The 19,130-nt window shown below is 63.5% G+C and carries 22 protein-coding genes; 10 read left to right on the top strand and 12 right to left on the bottom strand.

Translation table 11 applies throughout. From position 1 onward, the window contains the following. Positions 1–165: 165 nt before the first annotated feature. Positions 166–1,182 (bottom strand): NAD(P)-dependent oxidoreductase, encoded by a 1,017-nt coding sequence (locus NKI10_RS28885; RefSeq protein ID WP_352862480.1) that lies wholly within the window; start codon positions 1,180–1,182, stop codon positions 166–168. A gap of 2 nt (positions 1,183–1,184) precedes the next feature. Here NKI10_RS28885 and NKI10_RS28890 point away from each other — a divergent pair, with 2 nt between their 5' ends. The 3 genes from NKI10_RS28890 (at position 1,185) to NKI10_RS28900 (ending at position 4,514) form a co-directional block, all read left to right on the top strand. Then, positions 1,185–1,925 (top strand): FadR/GntR family transcriptional regulator, encoded by a 741-nt coding sequence (locus NKI10_RS28890; protein WP_023710865.1) that lies wholly within the window; start codon positions 1,185–1,187, stop codon positions 1,923–1,925. 244 nt (positions 1,926–2,169) lie between these two features. Further along, a complete protein-coding gene (locus NKI10_RS28895; RefSeq protein WP_023735076.1) occupies positions 2,170–3,156 on the top strand; it encodes an aldo/keto reductase in 987 nt (328 codons plus the stop codon). A 209-nt stretch (positions 3,157–3,365) separates the two neighbouring features. Beyond that, positions 3,366–4,514, top strand: a complete 1,149-nt coding sequence (locus tag NKI10_RS28900; protein ID WP_352862481.1) for an extracellular catalytic domain type 1 short-chain-length polyhydroxyalkanoate depolymerase — start codon at positions 3,366–3,368, stop codon at positions 4,512–4,514. Between the two features lie 54 nt (positions 4,515–4,568). On the opposite strand, the gene NKI10_RS28905 is transcribed toward NKI10_RS28900, so the two are convergent. The 4 genes from NKI10_RS28905 to NKI10_RS28920 all read right to left on the bottom strand — a co-directional run bounded on the left by NKI10_RS28905 (position 4,569) and on the right by NKI10_RS28920 (position 7,193). Beyond that, positions 4,569–5,189, bottom strand: a complete 621-nt coding sequence (locus tag NKI10_RS28905) for a hypothetical protein (RefSeq protein ID WP_352862482.1) — start codon at positions 5,187–5,189, stop codon at positions 4,569–4,571. Between the two features lie 181 nt (positions 5,190–5,370). After that, positions 5,371–5,976 carry a general stress protein gene (locus tag NKI10_RS28910; RefSeq protein WP_023704148.1) on the bottom strand — a complete coding sequence of 202 codons (606 nt, stop codon included), beginning with the start codon at positions 5,974–5,976 and terminating at the stop codon, positions 5,371–5,373. 31 nt (positions 5,977–6,007) lie between these two features. Further along, positions 6,008–6,760: a DUF4142 domain-containing protein gene (locus tag NKI10_RS28915; protein ID WP_023671088.1), complete on the bottom strand. Its 753-nt coding sequence runs from the start codon at positions 6,758–6,760 to the stop codon at positions 6,008–6,010. A 259-nt stretch (positions 6,761–7,019) separates the two neighbouring features. Continuing rightward, the gene (locus NKI10_RS28920) at positions 7,020–7,193 is read right to left on the bottom strand and encodes a hypothetical protein (RefSeq protein WP_155923304.1); all 174 of its coding nucleotides are present in this window, start codon (positions 7,191–7,193) and stop codon (positions 7,020–7,022) included. Between the two features lie 145 nt (positions 7,194–7,338). Here NKI10_RS28920 and NKI10_RS28925 point away from each other — a divergent pair, with 145 nt between their 5' ends. The 7 genes from NKI10_RS28925 to NKI10_RS28955 all read left to right on the top strand — a co-directional run bounded on the left by NKI10_RS28925 (position 7,339) and on the right by NKI10_RS28955 (position 11,637). After that, positions 7,339–7,713, top strand: a complete 375-nt coding sequence (locus tag NKI10_RS28925; protein ID WP_352862483.1) for a hypothetical protein — start codon at positions 7,339–7,341, stop codon at positions 7,711–7,713. A 147-nt stretch (positions 7,714–7,860) separates the two neighbouring features. Continuing rightward, positions 7,861–8,448 (top strand): TetR/AcrR family transcriptional regulator, encoded by a 588-nt coding sequence (locus NKI10_RS28930; protein WP_023704145.1) that lies wholly within the window; start codon positions 7,861–7,863, stop codon positions 8,446–8,448. A 106-nt stretch (positions 8,449–8,554) separates the two neighbouring features. Further along, a complete protein-coding gene (locus tag NKI10_RS28935) occupies positions 8,555–9,130 on the top strand; it encodes a DUF308 domain-containing protein (RefSeq protein ID WP_352862484.1) in 576 nt (191 codons plus the stop codon). 117 nt (positions 9,131–9,247) lie between these two features. Continuing rightward, entirely contained in the window at positions 9,248–9,457 is a 210-nt protein-coding gene (locus NKI10_RS28940; RefSeq protein WP_023671091.1) for a hypothetical protein, read from the top strand. A 59-nt stretch (positions 9,458–9,516) separates the two neighbouring features. After that, positions 9,517–9,786 (top strand): PilZ domain-containing protein, encoded by a 270-nt coding sequence (locus NKI10_RS28945; protein WP_352862485.1) that lies wholly within the window; start codon positions 9,517–9,519, stop codon positions 9,784–9,786. A 186-nt stretch (positions 9,787–9,972) separates the two neighbouring features. After that, positions 9,973–10,521, top strand: coding sequence for a dihydrofolate reductase family protein (locus NKI10_RS28950; RefSeq protein WP_352862486.1), 549 nt, complete (start codon positions 9,973–9,975; stop codon positions 10,519–10,521). A gap of 681 nt (positions 10,522–11,202) precedes the next feature. Continuing rightward, positions 11,203–11,637 (top strand): hypothetical protein, encoded by a 435-nt coding sequence (locus NKI10_RS28955; protein ID WP_023671095.1) that lies wholly within the window; start codon positions 11,203–11,205, stop codon positions 11,635–11,637. A 409-nt stretch (positions 11,638–12,046) separates the two neighbouring features. Here NKI10_RS28955 and NKI10_RS28960 read toward each other — a convergent pair whose 3' ends face one another. The 7 genes from NKI10_RS28960 to NKI10_RS28990 form a co-directional block, all read right to left on the bottom strand. Further along, the gene (locus NKI10_RS28960; RefSeq protein ID WP_352862487.1) at positions 12,047–12,859 is read right to left on the bottom strand and encodes an SDR family NAD(P)-dependent oxidoreductase; all 813 of its coding nucleotides are present in this window, start codon (positions 12,857–12,859) and stop codon (positions 12,047–12,049) included. Then, positions 12,859–13,851, bottom strand: coding sequence for a sugar phosphate isomerase/epimerase family protein (locus NKI10_RS28965; RefSeq protein WP_352862488.1), 993 nt, complete (start codon positions 13,849–13,851; stop codon positions 12,859–12,861). Before NKI10_RS28965 ends, NKI10_RS28960 begins: the two co-directional genes overlap by 1 nt. Positions 13,852–13,877: 26 nt before the next feature. After that, positions 13,878–14,642, bottom strand: coding sequence for an SDR family NAD(P)-dependent oxidoreductase (locus tag NKI10_RS28970; protein ID WP_352862489.1), 765 nt, complete (start codon positions 14,640–14,642; stop codon positions 13,878–13,880). Between the two features lie 39 nt (positions 14,643–14,681). Then, positions 14,682–15,788, bottom strand: a complete 1,107-nt coding sequence (locus tag NKI10_RS28975) for an ABC transporter ATP-binding protein (protein WP_023686485.1) — start codon at positions 15,786–15,788, stop codon at positions 14,682–14,684. A 25-nt stretch (positions 15,789–15,813) separates the two neighbouring features. Continuing rightward, the gene (locus NKI10_RS28980) at positions 15,814–16,719 is read right to left on the bottom strand and encodes a carbohydrate ABC transporter permease (RefSeq protein ID WP_023671100.1); all 906 of its coding nucleotides are present in this window, start codon (positions 16,717–16,719) and stop codon (positions 15,814–15,816) included. Beyond that, positions 16,712–17,647 carry a carbohydrate ABC transporter permease gene (locus NKI10_RS28985; protein ID WP_352862490.1) on the bottom strand — a complete coding sequence of 312 codons (936 nt, stop codon included), beginning with the start codon at positions 17,645–17,647 and terminating at the stop codon, positions 16,712–16,714. Before NKI10_RS28985 ends, NKI10_RS28980 begins: the two co-directional genes overlap by 8 nt. 93 nt (positions 17,648–17,740) lie before the next feature. Further along, positions 17,741–18,994: an ABC transporter substrate-binding protein gene (locus NKI10_RS28990; RefSeq protein ID WP_352862491.1), complete on the bottom strand. Its 1,254-nt coding sequence runs from the start codon at positions 18,992–18,994 to the stop codon at positions 17,741–17,743. Between the last annotated feature and the right edge of the window lie 136 nt (positions 18,995–19,130).

The following is a 19,130-nucleotide window of genomic DNA, read 5'->3' on the forward strand; positions in this document are numbered from 1 at the left end:
AAACCATCGCCGGTCCTCCGGCGGACAAGAAAACTGTCACCCATGCTATCGGTCCATTCTGTTACCTATCTATCCGGTTCGGACAGGGTTTCCTCTCCCCTACTTTGTGGGGGAGAGGTGGCTCGGCGAAGCCGAGACGGAGTGGGGGAGCACCCTATGCGATGTTCACGCCTCCACCAGTGAAACCCCATTCAGCCCCGCCACGATATCCGACAGCGCCGGCACGAACTTCTCGCCATGGCCGGTGGTGACGGCCGTGGCGAACCCATTCCGCACCGCGGCGCCGATCGGGTTGGCGATGCCGGCGGCCTGGGCGAAGGAGGCGAGATAGGTCATGTCCTTGAGCGCGTTGGCGATGGCGAAGCGTTGGGCGTTTTCGTTGCGGTTGAGGACGAAATCGAAGAAGGCCTGGTAGAAGCCGCAATCCATGCGGCTGCCGGAGATGACGCTGTTGAAGACCTGCGGCGTCAGCCCGGCCTTGGCGCCGAGGCTCAGCGCTTCCGAGTAGATCGCGGAATAGCCCATCGAGACGAAATTGTTGAGCAGCTTCATGGTATGGCCGCTGCCGGTCGGGCCGGTGTGGACGACACGCGCGGCGAAGGCTTCGAGCACCGGCCGCGCTCGGGCGACGATCTCGGCCGTACCGCCGACCATGACGTCGAGCTTGCCCTCGGTGGCTTCCTTGGGCGTGCGCGCCAGCGGCGCGTCGATCAGCGTCATGCCCTGCTCCGCGAGGTCGGCGGCAAGCGCTGTCGTCGATGACGGGTTAGAGGTCGAGCAGTCGATGATCAGCAACGGCTTAGCTGCCGCAGCAAGGCCATCCTGGCCTTTGACCAGCGCTTCGACCTCGTGCGAGCCGGTGACGCACAGGATGACGATGTCGCTCGCGGTGGCGAGCGCGCGCGGGCTTGGCGCTTCGGTGGCGCCGGCGGCGGTCAGCCGGTCGGCGGCCGTGCGGCTGCGGTGGACATGCACCGTCAGCGGCCAGCCCTTGCGCAGCAGATTGTCGGCCATGCCGGCGCCCATGCTGCCCAGGCCGATGAAGCCGATGCGTTCTTTCATGCAATCCTCCCATGGCTCGTGCCAGCGGGCCGAACTTTCGTCACCTTGCGGCGGGCACCCGTCGATGCAATTCTTTGAATAAGATTCGGCCTTCGAACAAGAATCGAACCGGAGTGCCACCGATGGCGGAGCCCATGACTTTCGACGCCATACCGCAGGCGCCCAACCTGCGGACGGGTCTGGTCAACACGCTGATTGCGCAGATCGAATCCGGTGACCTTGCGCCGGGGCAGCGGCTGCCGACCGAGCAGGAGATTGTTGCTGCCACAGGCGTCAGCCGCACCGTGGTGCGCGAGGCGCTGGCGGCGCTGCGTGCGCGCGGGCTGATTACCACGCGCCAGGGGCTCGGCGCCTTCGTCGCCAAGGATCCGCCGCCGAAGACGTTTTCCGTGCTGCCCGACGATCTCGAATCGATCGACGAGGTGCTGCGCGTGCTCGAACTGCGCATGGGCATCGAGGTGGAGGCGACCGGTCTCGCCGCCGAACGGCGCAGCGAGGCGGCGCTTCAACAGATGAGCGCTCGGCTCGACGCGCTGGAGGCGGCGGTGCGTGCCGGCGGCTCCGGCTCGGAAGAGGATTTCGGCTTCCACCGCGCCATTCTCGCCGCGACGCAGAACCCGAATTTCACCCGGCTGTTCGACACGTTCGGCAGCGCCATGGTCCCGCGCCATTGGACGCGGCTCGACCGGATGACGGAGGCCGAGCGGGAAAAATATCTCGACCGCATGCAGCGCGAGCACCGCGCCATTCTCGGGGCCATCGAAGCCAGGGACGTCAATGCCGCGCGGCGCGCCATGCGCAGCCATCTGACCAAAAGCTATGCCCGCTTCGAGGATCTGCGCAACAAGGCTGTTCACGATTAGGGGGCCAACCACGGTTGACGGACTGCTCATCCGGCGACCCCGCCGAGATAGAGTTCGTGCATCAGCGAAATGTTCCTCCCGGCTCCCACTGTTGCAGTCTTACCCCGTTGTCATACAACCCTGTAATCTGGTAAATCCAGGGAAGAGGGATGTCAATCGCGTTGCCATGCGGTATGAGGCTCCCGGAAAAATCGCAATCATGGAGCCGGCATTGCCGGCGAAGCCGCAAGTCAGGAACAGCGAGATGCATTCACGGAAATTTGGCCGTACCGGCAGATCAGTCAGCGAGATTGGCTTCGGCGCGTGGGCGATCGGCGCCGCCTGGGGCGAGGTCAATGATGACGATGCGGTCGCAGCCCTGCATGCCGCGCTTGATGCCGGCGTCAGCTTCCTCGACACCGCCGACGTCTATGGCGACGGCCGTTCGGAAAAGCTGATCGCGCGGGTGATGAAGGAACGCGGCGGCGCGCGCCCGTTCATCGCCACCAAGGCCGGACGGCGGCTGCCGAAGCAGACGGTCGAGGGCTACAGCGTCGAGAACCTCATCGGCTGGATCGACCGCAGCCTGAAATACCTCGAGACCGACACGCTCGACCTGGTGCAGCTGCATTGCCCGCCGACCGATCTCTATTACCACCCGGAAGTGTTCGAGCGTCTCGACAAGCTCACCGAGCAGGGCAAGATCCGCAATTACGGCGTCAGCGTCGAGCGTGTCGAAGAGGCGCTGAAGGCGATGCAATATCCCGGCGTCGTCAGCGTGCAGATCATCTTCAACGCCTTCCGCCAGCGCCCGGCGGAGCTGTTCTTCGACCAGGCGAAGAAGAACGACGTCGCCATCATCGCCCGCGTGCCGCTGGCCAGCGGCCTGCTGTCAGGCAAGTTCAAGGCGGACACCAAGTTCGAGAGCACCGATCATCGCCTGTTCAACAGGAATGGCGAAGCCTTCGATGTCGGCGAGACGTTTTCGGGCGTGCCCTATGAGGTCGGCCTGGCGGCCGTCGAGAAGGTGCGGCCGCTGGTGTCAGGCGACACCACGATGGCGAAATTCGCTCTGCGCTGGATCCTGATGTTCGACGCTGTGACGGTCGTCATCCCCGGCGCCCGCAATCCGGCGCAGGCGGTTTCCAATGCGGAAGCGGCGGAGCTTGCGCCGTTGTCCTCCGAGTTGATGGCCAAGGTGAAGGCGGTCTACGACGAGAACATCAAGCCCTACGTGCATCAGCGCTGGTAACCCGGCGCCTGCCGGCCTCGACCGGCTGACCGACCAGAGGTCAGCCGGGCGCAATTGCGCCCGTCGTTACAAGCTGCGCAGCGGATCCCCATGATCCACCGGGTCATTTAATCGGTCGCGCCGCTTGTTATTGTGCAGTGCAGCAACGATATTGCTGCGTGTGCGTTGTGTGCACGAGTCTGCCCATTCCGGCGCGCAAGGATACCGATTTGCGAGACATATCCGATACGATCGCCCGGCTGAGCGCGATACGCGGCCGGCCAGCCGGTACAGGACAGAGCAAGGACGACCACCTGTCCGAGATGACAGGGTTCGGGTCCAATCCGGGCGCCTTGCGCGCGCGGTTTTATCGTCCTGAAAACCTACCGAAGCAGGCGGCGCTGGTCGTGGTGCTGCATGGCTGTACCCAGACTGCCGCCGGCTACGACCATGGTTCCGGCTGGACCGAACTCGCCGACGAGCAGGGTTTTGCCGTGCTTTTCCCCGAGCAGCAGCGCGCCAACAACGCCAATCTTTGCTTCAACTGGTTCGTGCCGGGCGATATAAGCCGCGACAGCGGCGAGGCGCTGTCCATCCGCCAGATGATCGAGGCGGCGGTGGTCACTCACGGTCTCGACCGCAAGCGGATATTCGTCACCGGCCTTTCCGCCGGCGGCGCCATGGCGGCGGTGATGTTGGCGACCTACCCGGACGTGTTTGCCGGTGGCGCGATCATTGCCGGGCTTGCCTATGGCAGCGCCTCGACCATCCCCGAAGCCTTCGACCGCATGCGTGGCCATGGCGGCCCGTCCAGAAGCGACCTGCAGCGTCTTTTGCGGGCTGCTTCGCTGCACAAGGGGCCGTGGCCGAGGATTTCGGTCTGGCAGGGCTCGGCCGATACGACAGTGGTGCCTTCCAATGCCGACGCGGTGCTGGCGCAATGGCAGGGCGTGCACGGCCTCGCTCAAGCGCCGACACGCACGGAAAAGGTCGACGGTCAGAGCCGAAAAGTCTGGTCCGATGGCAAAGGCCGCGACGTGGTCGAGGCATACAGCATTGCCGGCATGGGCCATGGCACGCCATTGCAGGCGACCGGCGACAATGCTCTCGGCAAAGCAGGGCCGTTCATGCTGGATGTCGGGATTTCCTCGACGCGCCACATCGCCCGTTTCTGGGGGCTGACGAAGCCAGAGGTACGACGCGCGGCGAAAGCCGAGGCGGCTTCAGGCACTGCATTGCAGCCTTTCTCGCCGAAGGAAAAACCGCGAGCCGTCCGTGTCGATCCGCCCCCGGAGCCTGTCAATCCGCCAGGCGGTCCGGCGGGCGGGATTACCAAGGTCATCGAGGACGCGCTCAGGGCAGCGGGATTGATGCGCTGAGGCGGAGGCTCGCCCCCGCACACGCCCAAAAGACAAGGGCAAGCACCAGCATCATTATCGCAGCAGGCCTTCGTCCTCGAAAGCATCCCAGCCCTTCAATCCGGGCGCCGGGCCGTCCGTGTTCCGGGCCTTCCTCGCAGTGCGCGCCTGGCCGGTGCCCTTTCCCGCGCGCGTCAGCGCGGCCTTGCCCGCACCGCGCCGCCTGTTCTCGGCGACCGCCTGGACATCCTGCTCTCTCCAGACGGTTGCCAGATCGCGGTCCAGGACGTCCTCGATGTGGCGCGGGTCGAAAACGTGGAAGGTGACAGACTTTGATCGCCCACGCATCTTGACGGTGCGTGTGCCGGTGCTTTGCAGCCGACCGTCCTTGAGCCATTTGTGGCGCTCGCGCGAAGAGATCGTAAGGATATCCTCGACCTCGCGTGGAAGCACAGGCAGCGCTTCCACTCCCTCCAGTGTTTTGGAGATATTGGCAGAGGCGGCCTTGAACGCTTCCGCTTCGGATCTCGACATTCGCAATGCGATGCGGCCCGTCTCGGCCTTGACGTGCTTCCTGACTGCCCATGGCAGTCGGGCTCTGACTTCACGTTCGATCCCCTTGGAGCGCACGGCGGACCCGAGTGTCGCTGACGGCGACAACGGCCATTCGGCAATCAGTTGCGGGGACGGGCACATGCTTTCCTGGGCTGGTTTCGTTGGTTCGATGCTAACACGGCAAGAGCCGGTCAAGCCAAGGCAACAGCGAAAAGGGGCAGGTCCGAATAGAACCCGCCCCTTATGGCCGAATCTGAACGTCGCTTGCAGTGCGCCGACAGCACCTTCGGCCCCGCCGCCGTACGGCGACGGGGCTCGATGATCAGAGTGGGCTGGCGTTGCGCGTTCTGTCGCGCTCGGCCTCGATGTCGGTGTAGGGGTCGGCATTGGCATCGAAGCCGGTCCAGCCACCGGCTTCATAGGCGCGTCGGCGGTCTTGCAGATCGACCGAGTTGGACTCGCCAAGAATACGCTCGGCCTCGTCGGCGAGTTCGTCACTGACCCTGGCGGTCACCATCGTGCCACCGCGGCGAACGCCCTCCGCATAGACATGCGCATCCCTTTCGGGGACGCCTGACTCGGTCAGCGCCCCGACGATGCCGCCGGCAGCGCCCCCGACGACCGCGCCGCCAACGGCGCCGACCGCGGTGGCGGCCAGCCATCCTGCGGCCACGACCGGACCGACGCCCGGAATGGCCATGATGCCGAGCCCTGTCAGAAGCCCGCCGGCGCCGCCAATGACGGCTCCGAGACCGGCGCCGCCGGCTGCATCCTCGGCGGCGTTGGAGGTGTCGCCATCGTCGTACCAGTCGTCCGAATTGTTGGCGACGATGCTGATGTCGGCCTGCGGCACGCCGATTGCCTCCAGTTCGCCGACGGCATCGGAGGCATCATCGTAGTTGTCGAAAAGTCCGGTTACGGTTTTCATGGTCTTGATCTCCTCGATCTGGTTCAGAGGTTCAGTTGGCGCCGGCAACGACGTTGCCCTGATAATCGAGCGCCACGGTCGTGGTCTTGCCATCCTTGGTGGCCTGACCGCGCCAGATGCCCTGGTCGTCTTTGGTCAGCTTGGACACGCCGGAGAAGCCGGCATCCTGAATGCGGCTCTTCGCCTGATCCTCGGTGAAGCTGTTGGCACCCGGGACCGGGGCGGCCGGATTGGTGGTGTCGGTCGTGCTCACGGCCGGGGTGGTGGAGCTGGTGGTCGACGATGCATTGTCGGCGGAAGCGATCTTCTCGACCATTTCCTGATGCATTTTGAGCGTCGGCAAGGTCTCGGAGGCGAAGGTCTTCAGCTGCGCGTTGTCGCCGTCCTTGGCGTAGCTCTCGAACAGCGTGACCGCCTCCGAATGCGCATCGCGCTGCATCTGGACATAGGGCTTGTCGACGGCATCGTTGGCATTCTGCAGAGCCTCCAGATCGGCCTTGTGCTTGGCGTCCAGCTCCGTCGGCACTTTCAGCTTCTGTTCGCCGGCGATGGTCGCAAGCTTGGCGTTGGCGGCGCCGTGATCGTCGATCATCTTCTTGGCGAAATCCTTGACGCCTTGATCCTGGGCCTTGCCTTCTGCGATCTTGCTGGAGTCCACTTCGAACAGGCCGCCGATGGCAGCCTTGTCGACAAAGTCCTGAGCACTGTCGGCGGCGAAGGCGGGCAGGGCGAAGACCATGGCTGTGGCGGTGGCCAGCGAAGCTAGAAGAACACGTGTTTTCATGGACAGAAATCCTCGTTGGGGCACACATCGTGCTGTGAGCCTAACCAGTGCGGCCAAGCTTTGTTCCGCCGCCCAAGCGTTATAACCGGGAGGGTCGATGCCGCGATGATGGCCCCTCATCCTCGGCTTTTTGCGCCTTTGCCATGCCGACGCTGAGGACGGCGACCCGCTCGATGGGCGCCTTGCAAGTCGATCAAAAAGGGAAACGAGGCCCTTCGCCGCCGGCAAGTGAACACCGCCCGCGGTGAACTATCGAGGTTCAGCGATCGTTGCGTTCGAGGCGGCGCGCAACCTCTGTCTGGGCGACCTGCAGCAGCGTGTCTATTTCGAACATCGCCGCCGCATGGCCGCCGTCGCGAATGACACGGCGGGCGCGGTGTAGCAGATCGGAGACCGTCCGCAGCGTTTCAGCATGGCTCGATCGATTCGACAAATGCGTGCCCTCCATCAGCCACAACCGTTGGATCGGGAGAGTGTTCCCAAAGTTGGCGGCCGGCCGGGTGAATGACTGTGAGCGCAGGCAGCGGAACCATCCTTGTCCGTTGGCCGTTCCCCCTGCCTCAACGAAAGGAACAGCCATGGCCGAGAACGACACCCCGAAGGACACCGCGAAGGACACCCCCAAGGACACCCCGAAGATTTCCGCCCGAGAGGCCCAGGAGGCCCTGGAGAAGCAGGTCGCATCGCTGAAGCGCGAGATCAGCAAGATCAACCGGACGCTTGCCGAGCGCGCAGAAGATGCCGTAGGCGAAGCCGGCGGCTGGTACGGCAGCGCGACCGAGCGCGCGGCACGGGCAACGCAGCAGCTGAGATCGCAGGCGCAGACGGTGTCCGAAGCCGTCCAGCAAAATCCCGGCACCATCAGCAGCGCTTTCGTGCTTGGTGGCATTGCCGGGCTGTTGATCGGCATGCTGCTCGGGCAAAGCCAGGAACGCGACCGAGGCTGGTTCTAGCGAGGTATCTTACGACCTATTGCGCCCGCCAGCTTTGCCGGCGGGCCTTGTATTTCTGGACGCCAGATCAGTATCGCTTGAGTGAAAAGCTCCCCGCTCGGAAATTCGGCGTTGACGGCTAGTCCTACTAGTAGGTAGGTAAACGCCATGAGCAACCTTGTGGCGACCTCCGATCAGATTCTGGCGTCCGCGCGAAACTTCATCGTGGCCGGCGGCTACAACGGATTCAGCTATGCCGATATCGCCGGCGAGGTGGGGATCCGCAAGGCGAGCATCCACCATCATTTCCCCAGCAAGGTCGATCTTGTCCGCACGCTTGTGGCGCGCCATCGCGAGCGTACCGAGGCCGGCATGGCAGATCTGGAAAGTAAACTCCCAGACCCGCTTGCACTGCTTCAGACCTATGCCGACTACTGGGCAAAATGCATCGAGGATGCGAGCGTTCCGTTTTGCGTCTGCGCGCTGCTTGCCAGCGAACTCCCGGCGCTCCCGGCTGAAATTGCCGTCGAAGTGCGGGCTTACTTCAGGTTTCTGTCGTCCTGGTTGACCAGGGTCATGGAGCGCGGCGCCGAGCAGGGGGTTCTCGGATTTGCAGGCTCGGCGGAGCTGGAGGCAGAGACCTTCATGGCGACCGTTCATGGCGCCATGCTGTCCGCGCGCGCCTATGGCAACCCCGCCATCTTCGGCGCCATTCTGACGCCGACCGTTCAGCGTCTGTCTCGGAAGGTTCACTAACAGGGAATTTGCGCGACAGGGGCGGCGAGCCCCTCCGCCGAATTCTCTTCGACGCATCCATCGTACCTACCTTCTAGTAGGTAAACACAAAAAGGGAAATCCGAAAATGCTTGTCAAGACGAATGAAGCCAACCAATCCTCGTGGCTCAAGAGCTACTATTTCATACGCTTTGCCGTGGCGGCGGCCTGGGTGCTGCTGGCCTTTACCGTCGCCAGGACAATGCCGTCCCTGGCAGCCATCATGTTGGTCGCCTATCCCGCCTGGGATGCGCTGGCCAATTTCGTCGACGCCCAGCGCAGCGGCGGGCTAAGCCGCAACAAGACGCAGCTGCTGAATTTGGTCATCAGCATCATCACCACGGCGGCGGTCGCCATTGCTCTGGGCAAAAGCATGAATGCGGTGCTCGCGGTGTTCGGCGTCTGGGCGGTCCTGTCGGGCCTTTTTCAGTTGGCAACCGCAGTCCGGCGCTGGAAGTCCGGCGCGCAGTGGGCAATGGTGCTGAGTGGCGCCCAGTCGGCGCTGGCCGGCATCTTTTTTGTGAGGATGGCTGGCAGCGCTGCGACGGTCGGCATCACCGATGTCGCGCCCTATGCCGCGTTCGGCGCCTTTTACTTCCTGGTCTCGGCAGCCTGGCTGACGGTGAGCGACGCGCGGCGCAAGGCGGCTGAGGCCGCCGGCTGAGGCGCCGATCGTTCGAAACGGGATTTGTGGTCGCCGCCGCCTGCGTGGCGCCCTCGACAGGTGAGTTGAGTTTCCCTGCCGCGGTCGTATGTTGTTGACCGTAGTGGAGGATCACAAATGCCCATTCGACGCAAAGCCACCGAGGCCGGCGTTTTGCAGCCATCCGAACTCGAGCTGTTGGGCCGTGTATTCGAGCAGCTTAAGCGCGACGGTCAGTCGCCCGAAGCACGCGACGCCATCGCATCCCGGATTATCGCGAACTATATGGCCGGCGTGGTCGACGAAGCCGAGCTCGTCAGTCTTTCGAGGCAACCGCTGGGCCGGTAGTGCGCTTTCCATCCCGGGTTCAGAAGAGTTTCAGGTCGTCAAATCAGAGGGATAAGGCAATGCCGGCTGACCCACCGATAGAGCGACGGTCGCATATCCGTGATCTTGTTCTGAAGGAAGCGACAATCCGCGTTGGCGACGCCAGTATCAATTGTCTGGTTTGCAACCAGCACGCCCACGGTGCGGAGCTGCGGGTCAAGGCCGATATCACAATCCCCGACCGTTTCGTGCTTCACGTGCCAGTCGATCATACCAGCTATCGCGCCGTGGTGCGGTGGAGACGGAACGAGCGACTTGGGGTGCAGCTTGATTCGGGAAGGCAGGCGTAGAGGGCGGTAGCCGGACGGATCACCCAGCTGTTCAAGTCCAGGGTTGATGGGACAAGGCAGGGCGCGTTTGCGGCACGAACGCTTCTTTCTATGCTGCTTGCGATTTGCAATCAGTTGCTATAGCGTCTCACTGCTTGCAAATTACAAGCGGTTAATCCGTGAACCGACTATGTGAAGGCGCTGCTTATGGCCAAACTTATCTTGGGAATGAACGTTTCCATCGATGGCTATGTCGATGACCTTGCCGGAAATCTGGTCATGGGCGCACCAAGCCAGAAGCACTTCGAGTACTGGATCGAGACGATTCGCAACCATGCCGGCGCTGTGTATGGCCGCCGGATGTACGAGGTCATGCGCTATTGGGACGATGATCACGCGGAATGGGACGCTCCGCTTCGCCAGTTCGCGACACTCTGGCGCAAGCTGCCCAAATGGGTCGTTTCGCGCACACTTTCACGGGTAGGCCCAAACGCCACCCTCATCTCCGGCGATATTGAAGCGCAGATTCGCGAGATCGCGGCCCGCACGGAGGGTATCCTGAGCGTTTCCGGTCCGGAACTGGCCGGTCTTATGACCGGGCTGGGCCTGATCGAGGAATATCACCTGCACGTGAGGCCGTTCGTGCTCGGCAAGGGCAAGCCTTTCTTCCACGAGGCAAGGCCTGCGCTGCAACTGGTGTCGAGCACATTGATCGATGACGATACGGTCCATATGATCTATGTGCCGCGAGGCTGAACGATAAGGCGCTTCAGCGCCAACATGCGAACCAACACGTACGTTCGCAGTGGGCCTGGTCCCGGCCTTCGCACCGAGGTCTCACATGTCAGCTTGCGTGCTGGGTACCCAAGCAGCAGAGGGTCTGCTGTCGGCCGAAAATCTGCCGCCCCATGCCGGTCAAAGAGGCCTTGCCGCCGTTCCTCCATAAGCAGACATTGCAGATCTACAAGGACATCGCTTTTACGCCCGAAGCGCCGCTTCGGTTGGTCCTTCAGTGACCTGGCGGCCCAAGGGCGTCGTCCTCCACCGCCCGCCCTCGTCCGCAACTCACCGTTGCCAGCGGCTCTGCTCCTGGCCTTCCCCCGATGACCGAGCGGGTAGTGAAACATCATGGTCAAGCCTGAAAAGCAAGGTCCAACCTAACCGCCTTTCCAGGCCTGCGTCATCATCGTCCAGCAGTTCAGGATCCTGCGTGCGCCAGCCGGGTCCGCCGGGTCGGCCGGCCGCACAGTTTTTTTTATCCCGCTGGAACATTGGCGAAGGAATGCAGTTGGGGTCGCTGCAGATGCCGCCGCGTGGTGCCTGTGGGCGATTGGTGGCAACACCTGATCGGCCGCCGCTCCTTTACGAGGCGGCTTAGCGTGTGAGCCAATCCTGCAGCAAAGGCCTTGGGATTGGAACGACCAACAGGAGGCAGTCATGAAGCACCAGACACTCGATCAACTCCAGTCAGTCGCGGACATCAGTCCACTATCGCCGGCTCTGCTGGCTACAAGGACGCAACGGATAGAGCGGTGGGCGGAACTGCTCTATCGAAATCCGACGCGCTCCCTTGTGGCTCTCACCGGGACTGAGCATCTGCATCCCTCTGTCCGCGGAGAAGCGCGCGCGGTCGGATCGGCGATCAGTGTCGCCTTTGACGATCCACTGCTGCGTGCGTCGGGCATGCAATCGGATACCTACGGGGAAGCCAGACGCTTCTTCGAACTCTCCGATTGGCAGTTGCATGAGATCGTCTGCAGTTGCCACACCGGCGCCACCATGCAGGCTGGCTGGGCCGCCGGGCGTGTCCGCAGGGTCCTCAATGGGAGCAAGATATTGGCTTGGCTGAGAAAAGGATTCATGCCGCACTGAGACACAGCGCTTGCGCCTGAAGAAGCATGCAGGCTCCAGCAGAGATTGCGTCGGCTCCGCGAAGGCATGGCTGACCTCAATGGAGTAGGGCGGCCGAGTTGCTTGCGACTTCAGAAATGACGTTCACCATTGCTTAGTGGACCTCGTCAGGGTGATCGGCAAGTTCGTGAATAGCGAGTACCAGCGCCAGTTTCGACCAACCGGTCGGCAGCGCCCTCGTGACCAAGCGGGGTTACTTATCCTCGGTGCGTCACATGTGCGCTTCGTCAGCGGTATAGCCTGCCAATCCCTCCACAGCCGTTTTGACGCTGCGAAAAGCTCGAGGCGTGAGGGGGCAATTTAACCCAGGAATCCCGAAAACGGACCTTCCGCTTTCGGCCCCGAAATTGAAATCCGAGGCACCCCGCCATCACCCCGGAAAGATCGTAAACCCGCCATCGACGCGGAGCACCTGCCCATTGATAAATCGTGCGCGGGGGCCGGCTAGAAAGGCCACCGCCTCCGCGATCTCTTCCGGTTCCGCATAGCGGTTCAGCGATTTGCGGCTGGAATCCATGCGCTCCGGATCGACCACGCGGGTCGCCTGGAAGCGTGCCGTCTTCGTGGCGCCTGGGCTGACCGCGTTGATGCGCACGCCGTCGTCGATCAGTTCCTTGGCGAGACAGCGCGTGTAATGCACGACCGCGGCCTTCAAGGTGGAGTAAACGACCTCGGGCGAGCAGCCGAGATGTGCCGCCGCGGAGGCGATGTTGATGACGGAGCCGCCGCCGCGCTGCTTCATCGGCGGCAAGAAGGCCTGGCAGACCAGCATCGTGCCGATCAGATTGTTCTCGGTGAGCACGCGGATGTCGTCCAGTTCGATGTCGAGGGCGTTGTTCGGGTTCGGCTTGCCGCCCTTGGCGCCGATGTCGCCGCCGGCGCAATTGACCAGCACATGGACGTCGCCGAGATCGGCCTCGATCCTGCGCTTCATCTCGGCCACCGCCTTCTGGTCGCCAATGTTGCCGGTCACCGACGTGACCTTCGTGCCGTGCCGCTTCAGGCGCTCGACCACTTCGCCGAGATTGGCGAACTCGCCGTATTTGGCCGGCGCCGTTTCGTCCATGTCGTGGATCGCGACATTGGCGCCGAGTTCCGCCAGGCGCTCGGCCATCACGCGGCCGAGGCCACGGCCGGAGCCGGTTACGAAGGCGGTCAGTCCATCGAGTTCACGTGCCGTCATCAGATCTTCTCCATCAAACCAAATTTGCGCATGTTGGCCGCGCTGCGCCGGATCATGTCGAGCTCATAGGAAATCAGTGAGACGTCGTCTTCGCGCTCCCAGGGCGTGCGGGTGTCGGCATCGTCGGGCAGCCGGTTGCGCTGGGCTGCCGCCAGGCAGGCGGCAAACTCGCGCGCCGTCTTCGGGGGATAGCCTCGCCACCAGTCGTCGCTGAGATAGCGGACATGCCGGGCCTCCAAGGCGCCCGGTTCGAGAACGGCGGTCATGCGATCGTGGTGCTGGCCAAGAATGGCGAACAGCTCGGCAAACGGCACCGCACCGTCGCCGATGGCACAACGGATCAGCCGATAGCCTTCGGTCGTGAACTGCACGCGGTAGTCCTTGAGGTGGACATGGCGGACATAGGGGGCGATCACCTTCGTAAAATCGAGCGGCGCTTCGCCGACCGGGAACGTGTTGCCGGTGTCGAAGGTGACGCCCACACTGTCACCACCTAGCGCGCAGAATTCGACGAGTTCCCGGCTGGTAAAGTCCTGGTGGTTTTCGATCGCAAGGACATACCCTTCGGCATTCGCGCGGGGACCCCATTCCACCAATCGCTCTCGAATGATGCCGACGTACTCGCTCCATTTTGCGCCGGCGGCGTTGCGGTCGCCGCAGAGAACCGGCGTCAGCGCCGTCCGGATGATTTTGGCCTTGAGCAGGCGCGCGGCCCGAAACGCATCGTCGAGCGGTTCGCCCACCAGCAGGCCGCCGCTGACGACCGGCGTGATGCCAAGGCCGGCGAGCCGTTCGCGCAGCGCGATCACCGCGTCGTCGGAAAGCTCGCTCAGCCATGGCACCCAGATCTCCAGCACGCGCGCGCCGAGATCGGTCGCGAGCGCGATGAAACCTTCGAGCCCCGCAGGTCTAGGATTGGCGCGTGGCGTGCCGCGGCCCTGGAGGCCGAGATGATAGGTCAGGCCGTAGGGGTTCAGGCCGACCTCGAGCATGAAGCGATCCTTTGAGTCAGGTGTGGTCATCGCAGGCCGGCATCCACGGTGATCGACTGCTTGGTGATCATGCGGCTGTCATCGGCGGCGAGGAACAGCACCGTGCGCGCGATCTCCTCGCCGAGCAGAACCTTGCGGATCACCTGGCGCTGCACGACCTGGTCGACCGAACCTTGGGTCTTGTACCAAAGCTCCCGCTGCCGGTCGGTGATGACGGCGCCCGGCTCGATGGCGTTGACGCGGATGTTGTCGGGGCCAAACGCCCGCGCCAGCGCGAAGGTCAGCCCGATAACGGCAGCCTTGGCCGCCGCATAGGGCGCCATCTCTGACGCGCCGAAACGCCAGGCGATCGAGGAAAAATTGACGATCGAACCGAAGCCCAGTTCCTGCATGTGTGGATGCACGGCCTGGGCGGCAAAGAAGTGGTGCCTGAGGTTCACATCCTGGGCGTGGTCCCAATATTCCTGCGTCACGTCGGCGACGGAGAGGCGATTGTCATCGGCGGCGTTGTTGACCAGCACTGCGACAGGCCCGAGGCGCTCGCGCACCGTGCCGATCGCGGCCTGCAGGACAGGGATGTCGGTCACGTCGCAGCGCAGGAACAGGGGCGCGTGCGCTGCCGTGGCGAGTTCGCGCGCGAGCGCCTCGCCGGCCTCCTGCTGCAGATCGAGAAACGCGACGCGCGCGCCATTGGCGGCGAAGGCGCGGACCGTGTCGGCGCCGATGCCCGACGCACCGCCGGTGATCAGCACGACACGCTCGGACAGGCTCGGATAGGTGGCGAAGGACAAGGCGGAACCCTTTTCAGATCAGGCTTCGGTCAGATCGGGTCAGATCAGGCGTTGGGTCGTCGGGTCGAACAGGCACGCCCGCGCCATGTCGATGCCGAGCGTCACCGTCTCGCCCATAAGCGGCGTGCCGTCGGGGTCGAAACGGCCGGTGATCTCCTTGCCGCCCAGGCGCAGGACGGCCATGGTCTCCGCGCCTGTCGGCTCGACCAGTTCTACCACGGCATCGATCTGCGCGATGCCCGGCTTGCGGCGCGCAAGATCGGGATCGAAGCGGTAGATGTGCTCGGGACGGATGCCGAGCACGAGCTGTCGCGGCGTGTCGGATGGGAGCGCCTGGACGATCGGCAGGCTGGCCGTCTTGCCGTCGGCGGTCTGCAGGACAACAGTGCGGCGACCGCCTTCCTGGCTCAGTTCGGCGGCCAAAAAATTCATCGCCGGCGACCCCATGAAGCCGGCGACGAACATGTTGGCTGGACGGTTGTAGATCGTGGCGGGATCGTCGAATTGCTGGACCTCGCCCTGATGCATCACGGCGATGCGCGACGCCAGCGTCATCGCCTCGACCTGGTCGTGGGTGACGTAAACCGTGGTCTTGCCGACGCGGTGATGCAGCTTCTTGATTTCGGTGCGCATGTCGACGCGCAGCTTGGCATCGAGATTGGAGAGCGGCTCGTCGAACAGGAACAGTTTGGGATCGCGCACCAGCGCCCGGCCCATGGCGACGCGCTGGCGCTGGCCGCCCGAAAGCTGTCCGGGCTTGCGCCCTAGCAGCGGTTCGATCTGCAGGAAGGCGGCAACCCGCTTGACGGCCTCGTCCTGCTGCGGCTTCGGGACGCGGCGGCTTTCCATGCCGAAGGTGATGTTCTCGCGCACCGTCATCGTCGGGTACAGGGCATAGGACTGGAACACCATGGCGATGTCGCGGTCCTTCGGCGCCACCGAATTGACCAGCCGCCCGTCGATGCGGATCTCGCCGGAGGTAACGGATTCGAGCCCGGCGATCATCGCCAGCAGAGTGGACTTGCCGCAGCCGGACGGTCCGACCAGCGCGATGAACTCGCCGTTCCGCGCTTCGAGATCGATGCCCTTCAGCACCTCGACCGCGCCGAAGTTCTTGCGCAGCGATCGGATGATCAATGTCGACATGCAATGCCCTTCACTTGATCGCGCCTCATTTGATGGCACCTTGCGTCAGGCCTCGCACAAAATACTTGCCGCCGAAGAGATAGATCAGCAGGGGCGGCAGCGCGCCGATCAGCACGGCGGCGCTCATGACATCGTAGGCGCGCACATTGGTGCCGCTTGCCGTCAGCGCGACGAGCGCTGCCGTGATCGGCTGTTGCTGCCCGGAGGTGAAGACGACGCCGAACAGATATTCGTTCCAGATGCCGGTGAACTGCCAGATCACCGTGACGATCAGGATCGGTGAGGAGAGCGGCAGAATGATCTTGCGGAAGATGCGCCAGAAGCCGGCGCCGTCGATGCGCGCCGCCTTGATCAGGTCGTCGGGGATGCTGACGTAGTAGTTGCGGCAAAACAAAGTGGTGAACGAAATGCCCTGGATAACGTGGATGAGGACGAGCCCGTAGACCGAATTGCTAAGGCCGAGATTGCCGAGGATGAACGCCCACGGCATCAACGAAATCTGGCCCGGAATGAAGACGCCGAGCAGCATGCAGGTGAACAAAGCTTCCGAACCTCTGAAGCGCCATTTCGACAGGATGTAACCGTTCATCGCGCCGACCGCCGTCGAGATGATCGTGGCCGGGATCGTCATCTTCAGGGAGTTGTAGAAGTTGCGCTGCATGCCCTCGCAGGTGCCGCCGATGCAATAGGTGCTCCAGGCCTGGCCCCAGGCATCGAGGCGGAAGCTGCGCGGCAGCGAGATCAACCCGTTGCGCGCGATCTCCTGCTGGTCGCGGAATGAATTCAGCACCACCACCAGCAACGGGACCAGGTAGATCGCCGCGAAGACGACCAGCAGCCCATAGATGGCGAAGCGGGTGAGAAAATGCCGGCGCGACGCGACTGCGGCAGCGCGACGGTCGAGCGACTGGTCCAGGGAGACGTCAGCCATGGCCGGCTTCCTTGCGCCGGCGCCAGACCACCCAGAATGAATAGGGCACCAGCACCACGGCAACAGCGGCAAGCATCATGATGGCGGCGGCCGCACCTTCGCCGATCTGGCCGCGTTGGAACATCAGGTCATAGACGTAGATGGCGGGGAAGGTGGTCGAGATCCCCGGGCCGCCTTTGGTCAGGGCCGCCACGAGGTCGAAGGTCTTGATGGCGAACTGGATCTGGATGACGGCGACCGCCAGGAAGATCGGCGCAATGGTTGGCAGAAGCACCTTGCGATAGATGCGGAACGTCGATGCGCCGTCGATCTGCGCGGCCTTGACGAGGTCCTGATCCACCGAGCGCAGGCCGGCCAGGAACAGCGCCATGGCAAAGCCCGAGGCCTGCCAGACACCGGTGATGATCACCGCGTAGATCGCATAGTGCCGGTCGCTGGCGAGTGCGAAACTGAAGCTCGCCCAGCCGAAACCGCGCACCATGGCCTGGATGCCGTCGGTCGGATTGTAGAGCCAGCTCCAGACCGTGCCGGTGACGATGAAGGAGACGGCCAGCGGATAGAGGAAGATCGTGCGCCAGGCCGCTTCGCCGCGCACGCGCTGGTCGATCAGGATCGCCAGCAGCAGTCCCACCGCCATCGAGCCGACGATGTAGAAAGCGCTGAAGAAAAACAGGTTGTTGTAGGCGATGTTCCAGCGCCGGTTCGCCCACAGCGACGCGTAGTTGTCCAGGCCGACGAAGCCGTAGGTCGGCAGCAGCGAGGAGTTGGACAGCGAGATATAGAGCGTCCAGCCGGTGAACACGAAGACGTAGACGAAGCTCGCCACGAGAGAGGGGCCGAGCACCAGCAAGGGCATCGCGGAGCCCAGCCGCTCGCGCCAGGGGCGGGCGGGCGCCGGTACCGACAGGATCGGGTCGTGATTTGACATTCAGAGCACGGAGATTGGCAGAGCACAGGACTGGCGGAGCGCGGGACCGGGATGGCGGACGGCCGGGTGCGGATGGCGCCCGGCCATTCCCGTCTATTTCTGTGCTTCCGCCGCGTCGGCCATCGCATTGGCGCCATCCTCGGGCGACATGTCCGGCGTCGCCACGAACTCGGTAATGGAGTCCATGATCGCGCCGCGCATCTTCTGCGGGATGGTCATGTTGTGCGCCATCGAGCGGACCAGCGTGCCCTCCTTGATCGAAGCCTGCAGATCCTTCTGCGAGAGCTGCTGGCACGGATTGAAGCCCTTCGACAGATCGATATCCAGGCGTGCGGGGATCGAGCCCTTGGCCTGGTTGAAGACCGTCTGGAAGTCGGGCGACAGGATCAGGCTGGCCAGCAGCTTCTGGCCGTCGATGTAATCCTGGTCCTTCTGCTTGAAGAACACGACCGAGTCCGAGTTGAGGATGAAGCCGGGTTTGCCCCAATCGGTCGGCGCCTGGGCGCAGACATAGTCGGTGCCTTCCTTGAAGCCGGCGGCGGTCAAAAGGCCGATCGTCCAGTCGCCCATGATGTGGAACGCCGCGTCGCCCTTGCCGACGAGCGCCGACATCGAATCCCAGTCGCGGCCGACCATGCCCGGATCCATGTATTTGCTCGTCATCAGGCGCATCTGCGTGAAGGCCTTGACCATGCCCGGGCTGCGCATGGACTCGACATCGCCCTCGACGAAGGCCTTGCGATAGAGATCGATGTCCTGGCCATAGAGCACGACCTCGAACACCGTCGAATCCGTCCAGTCGGCGGTCGAATGCGAGATGCAGATCTTGCCTGTGGCGACGATCTTGTCGCAGGCCGCATTGAACTCGGCCCAGGTCTTCGGCATTTCCGCCACGCCGGCCGCCTGCATGACCTTGGGCGAGGCCCAGAGCCAGTTGATGCGGTGGATGTTCATGGGCGCGGCGACCCATTTGCCGGTCGGCTTCATCACCGGAAGCAATTCCGGCGCCACCACTTTCTCCCACCCTTCCGAGGCCGCCAACTCGTCGAGATCGGCGGTCATGCCGGTCTCGTTCCATTCGGCGATCTCAGGGCCCTTGAGCTGCACGGCAGGCGGGGCATTGCCGGCGATCACGTCGGCGCGCAGCTTGGCCAGCGTATTGGCGGTGTGGCCGGCGATCGAGGTCTGTTCCCATTTGCCGCCCTTGGCCGTGAACATCTCGCCGAGCTTGGCGATCGCCTGGGCGTCCGATCCGGTCGCCCACTGGTGCAAAAGGTTGGTCTTGGGTTCGGCGAAGGCTGCCCCGGCGAAAAATGTGCACGCAGCAGCGGCCGCAAACGCGGTCATGACGGACTTCATCGTTTCACTCCCATATCGTGTTGCACGGTTCGTCTCGACCGCTTATGGCCGCGGTTTGAAGCCGCCGCCGGCGAGATGCGTCAATCTCGAGTTCTTTCCAAGATGACATATTGGAGCTATCAGT

Origin of the sequence: Mesorhizobium sp. M0802, from assembly GCF_040320115.1 — a bacterium.
In the GTDB taxonomy this organism is placed as follows: domain Bacteria; phylum Pseudomonadota; class Alphaproteobacteria; order Rhizobiales; family Rhizobiaceae; genus Mesorhizobium.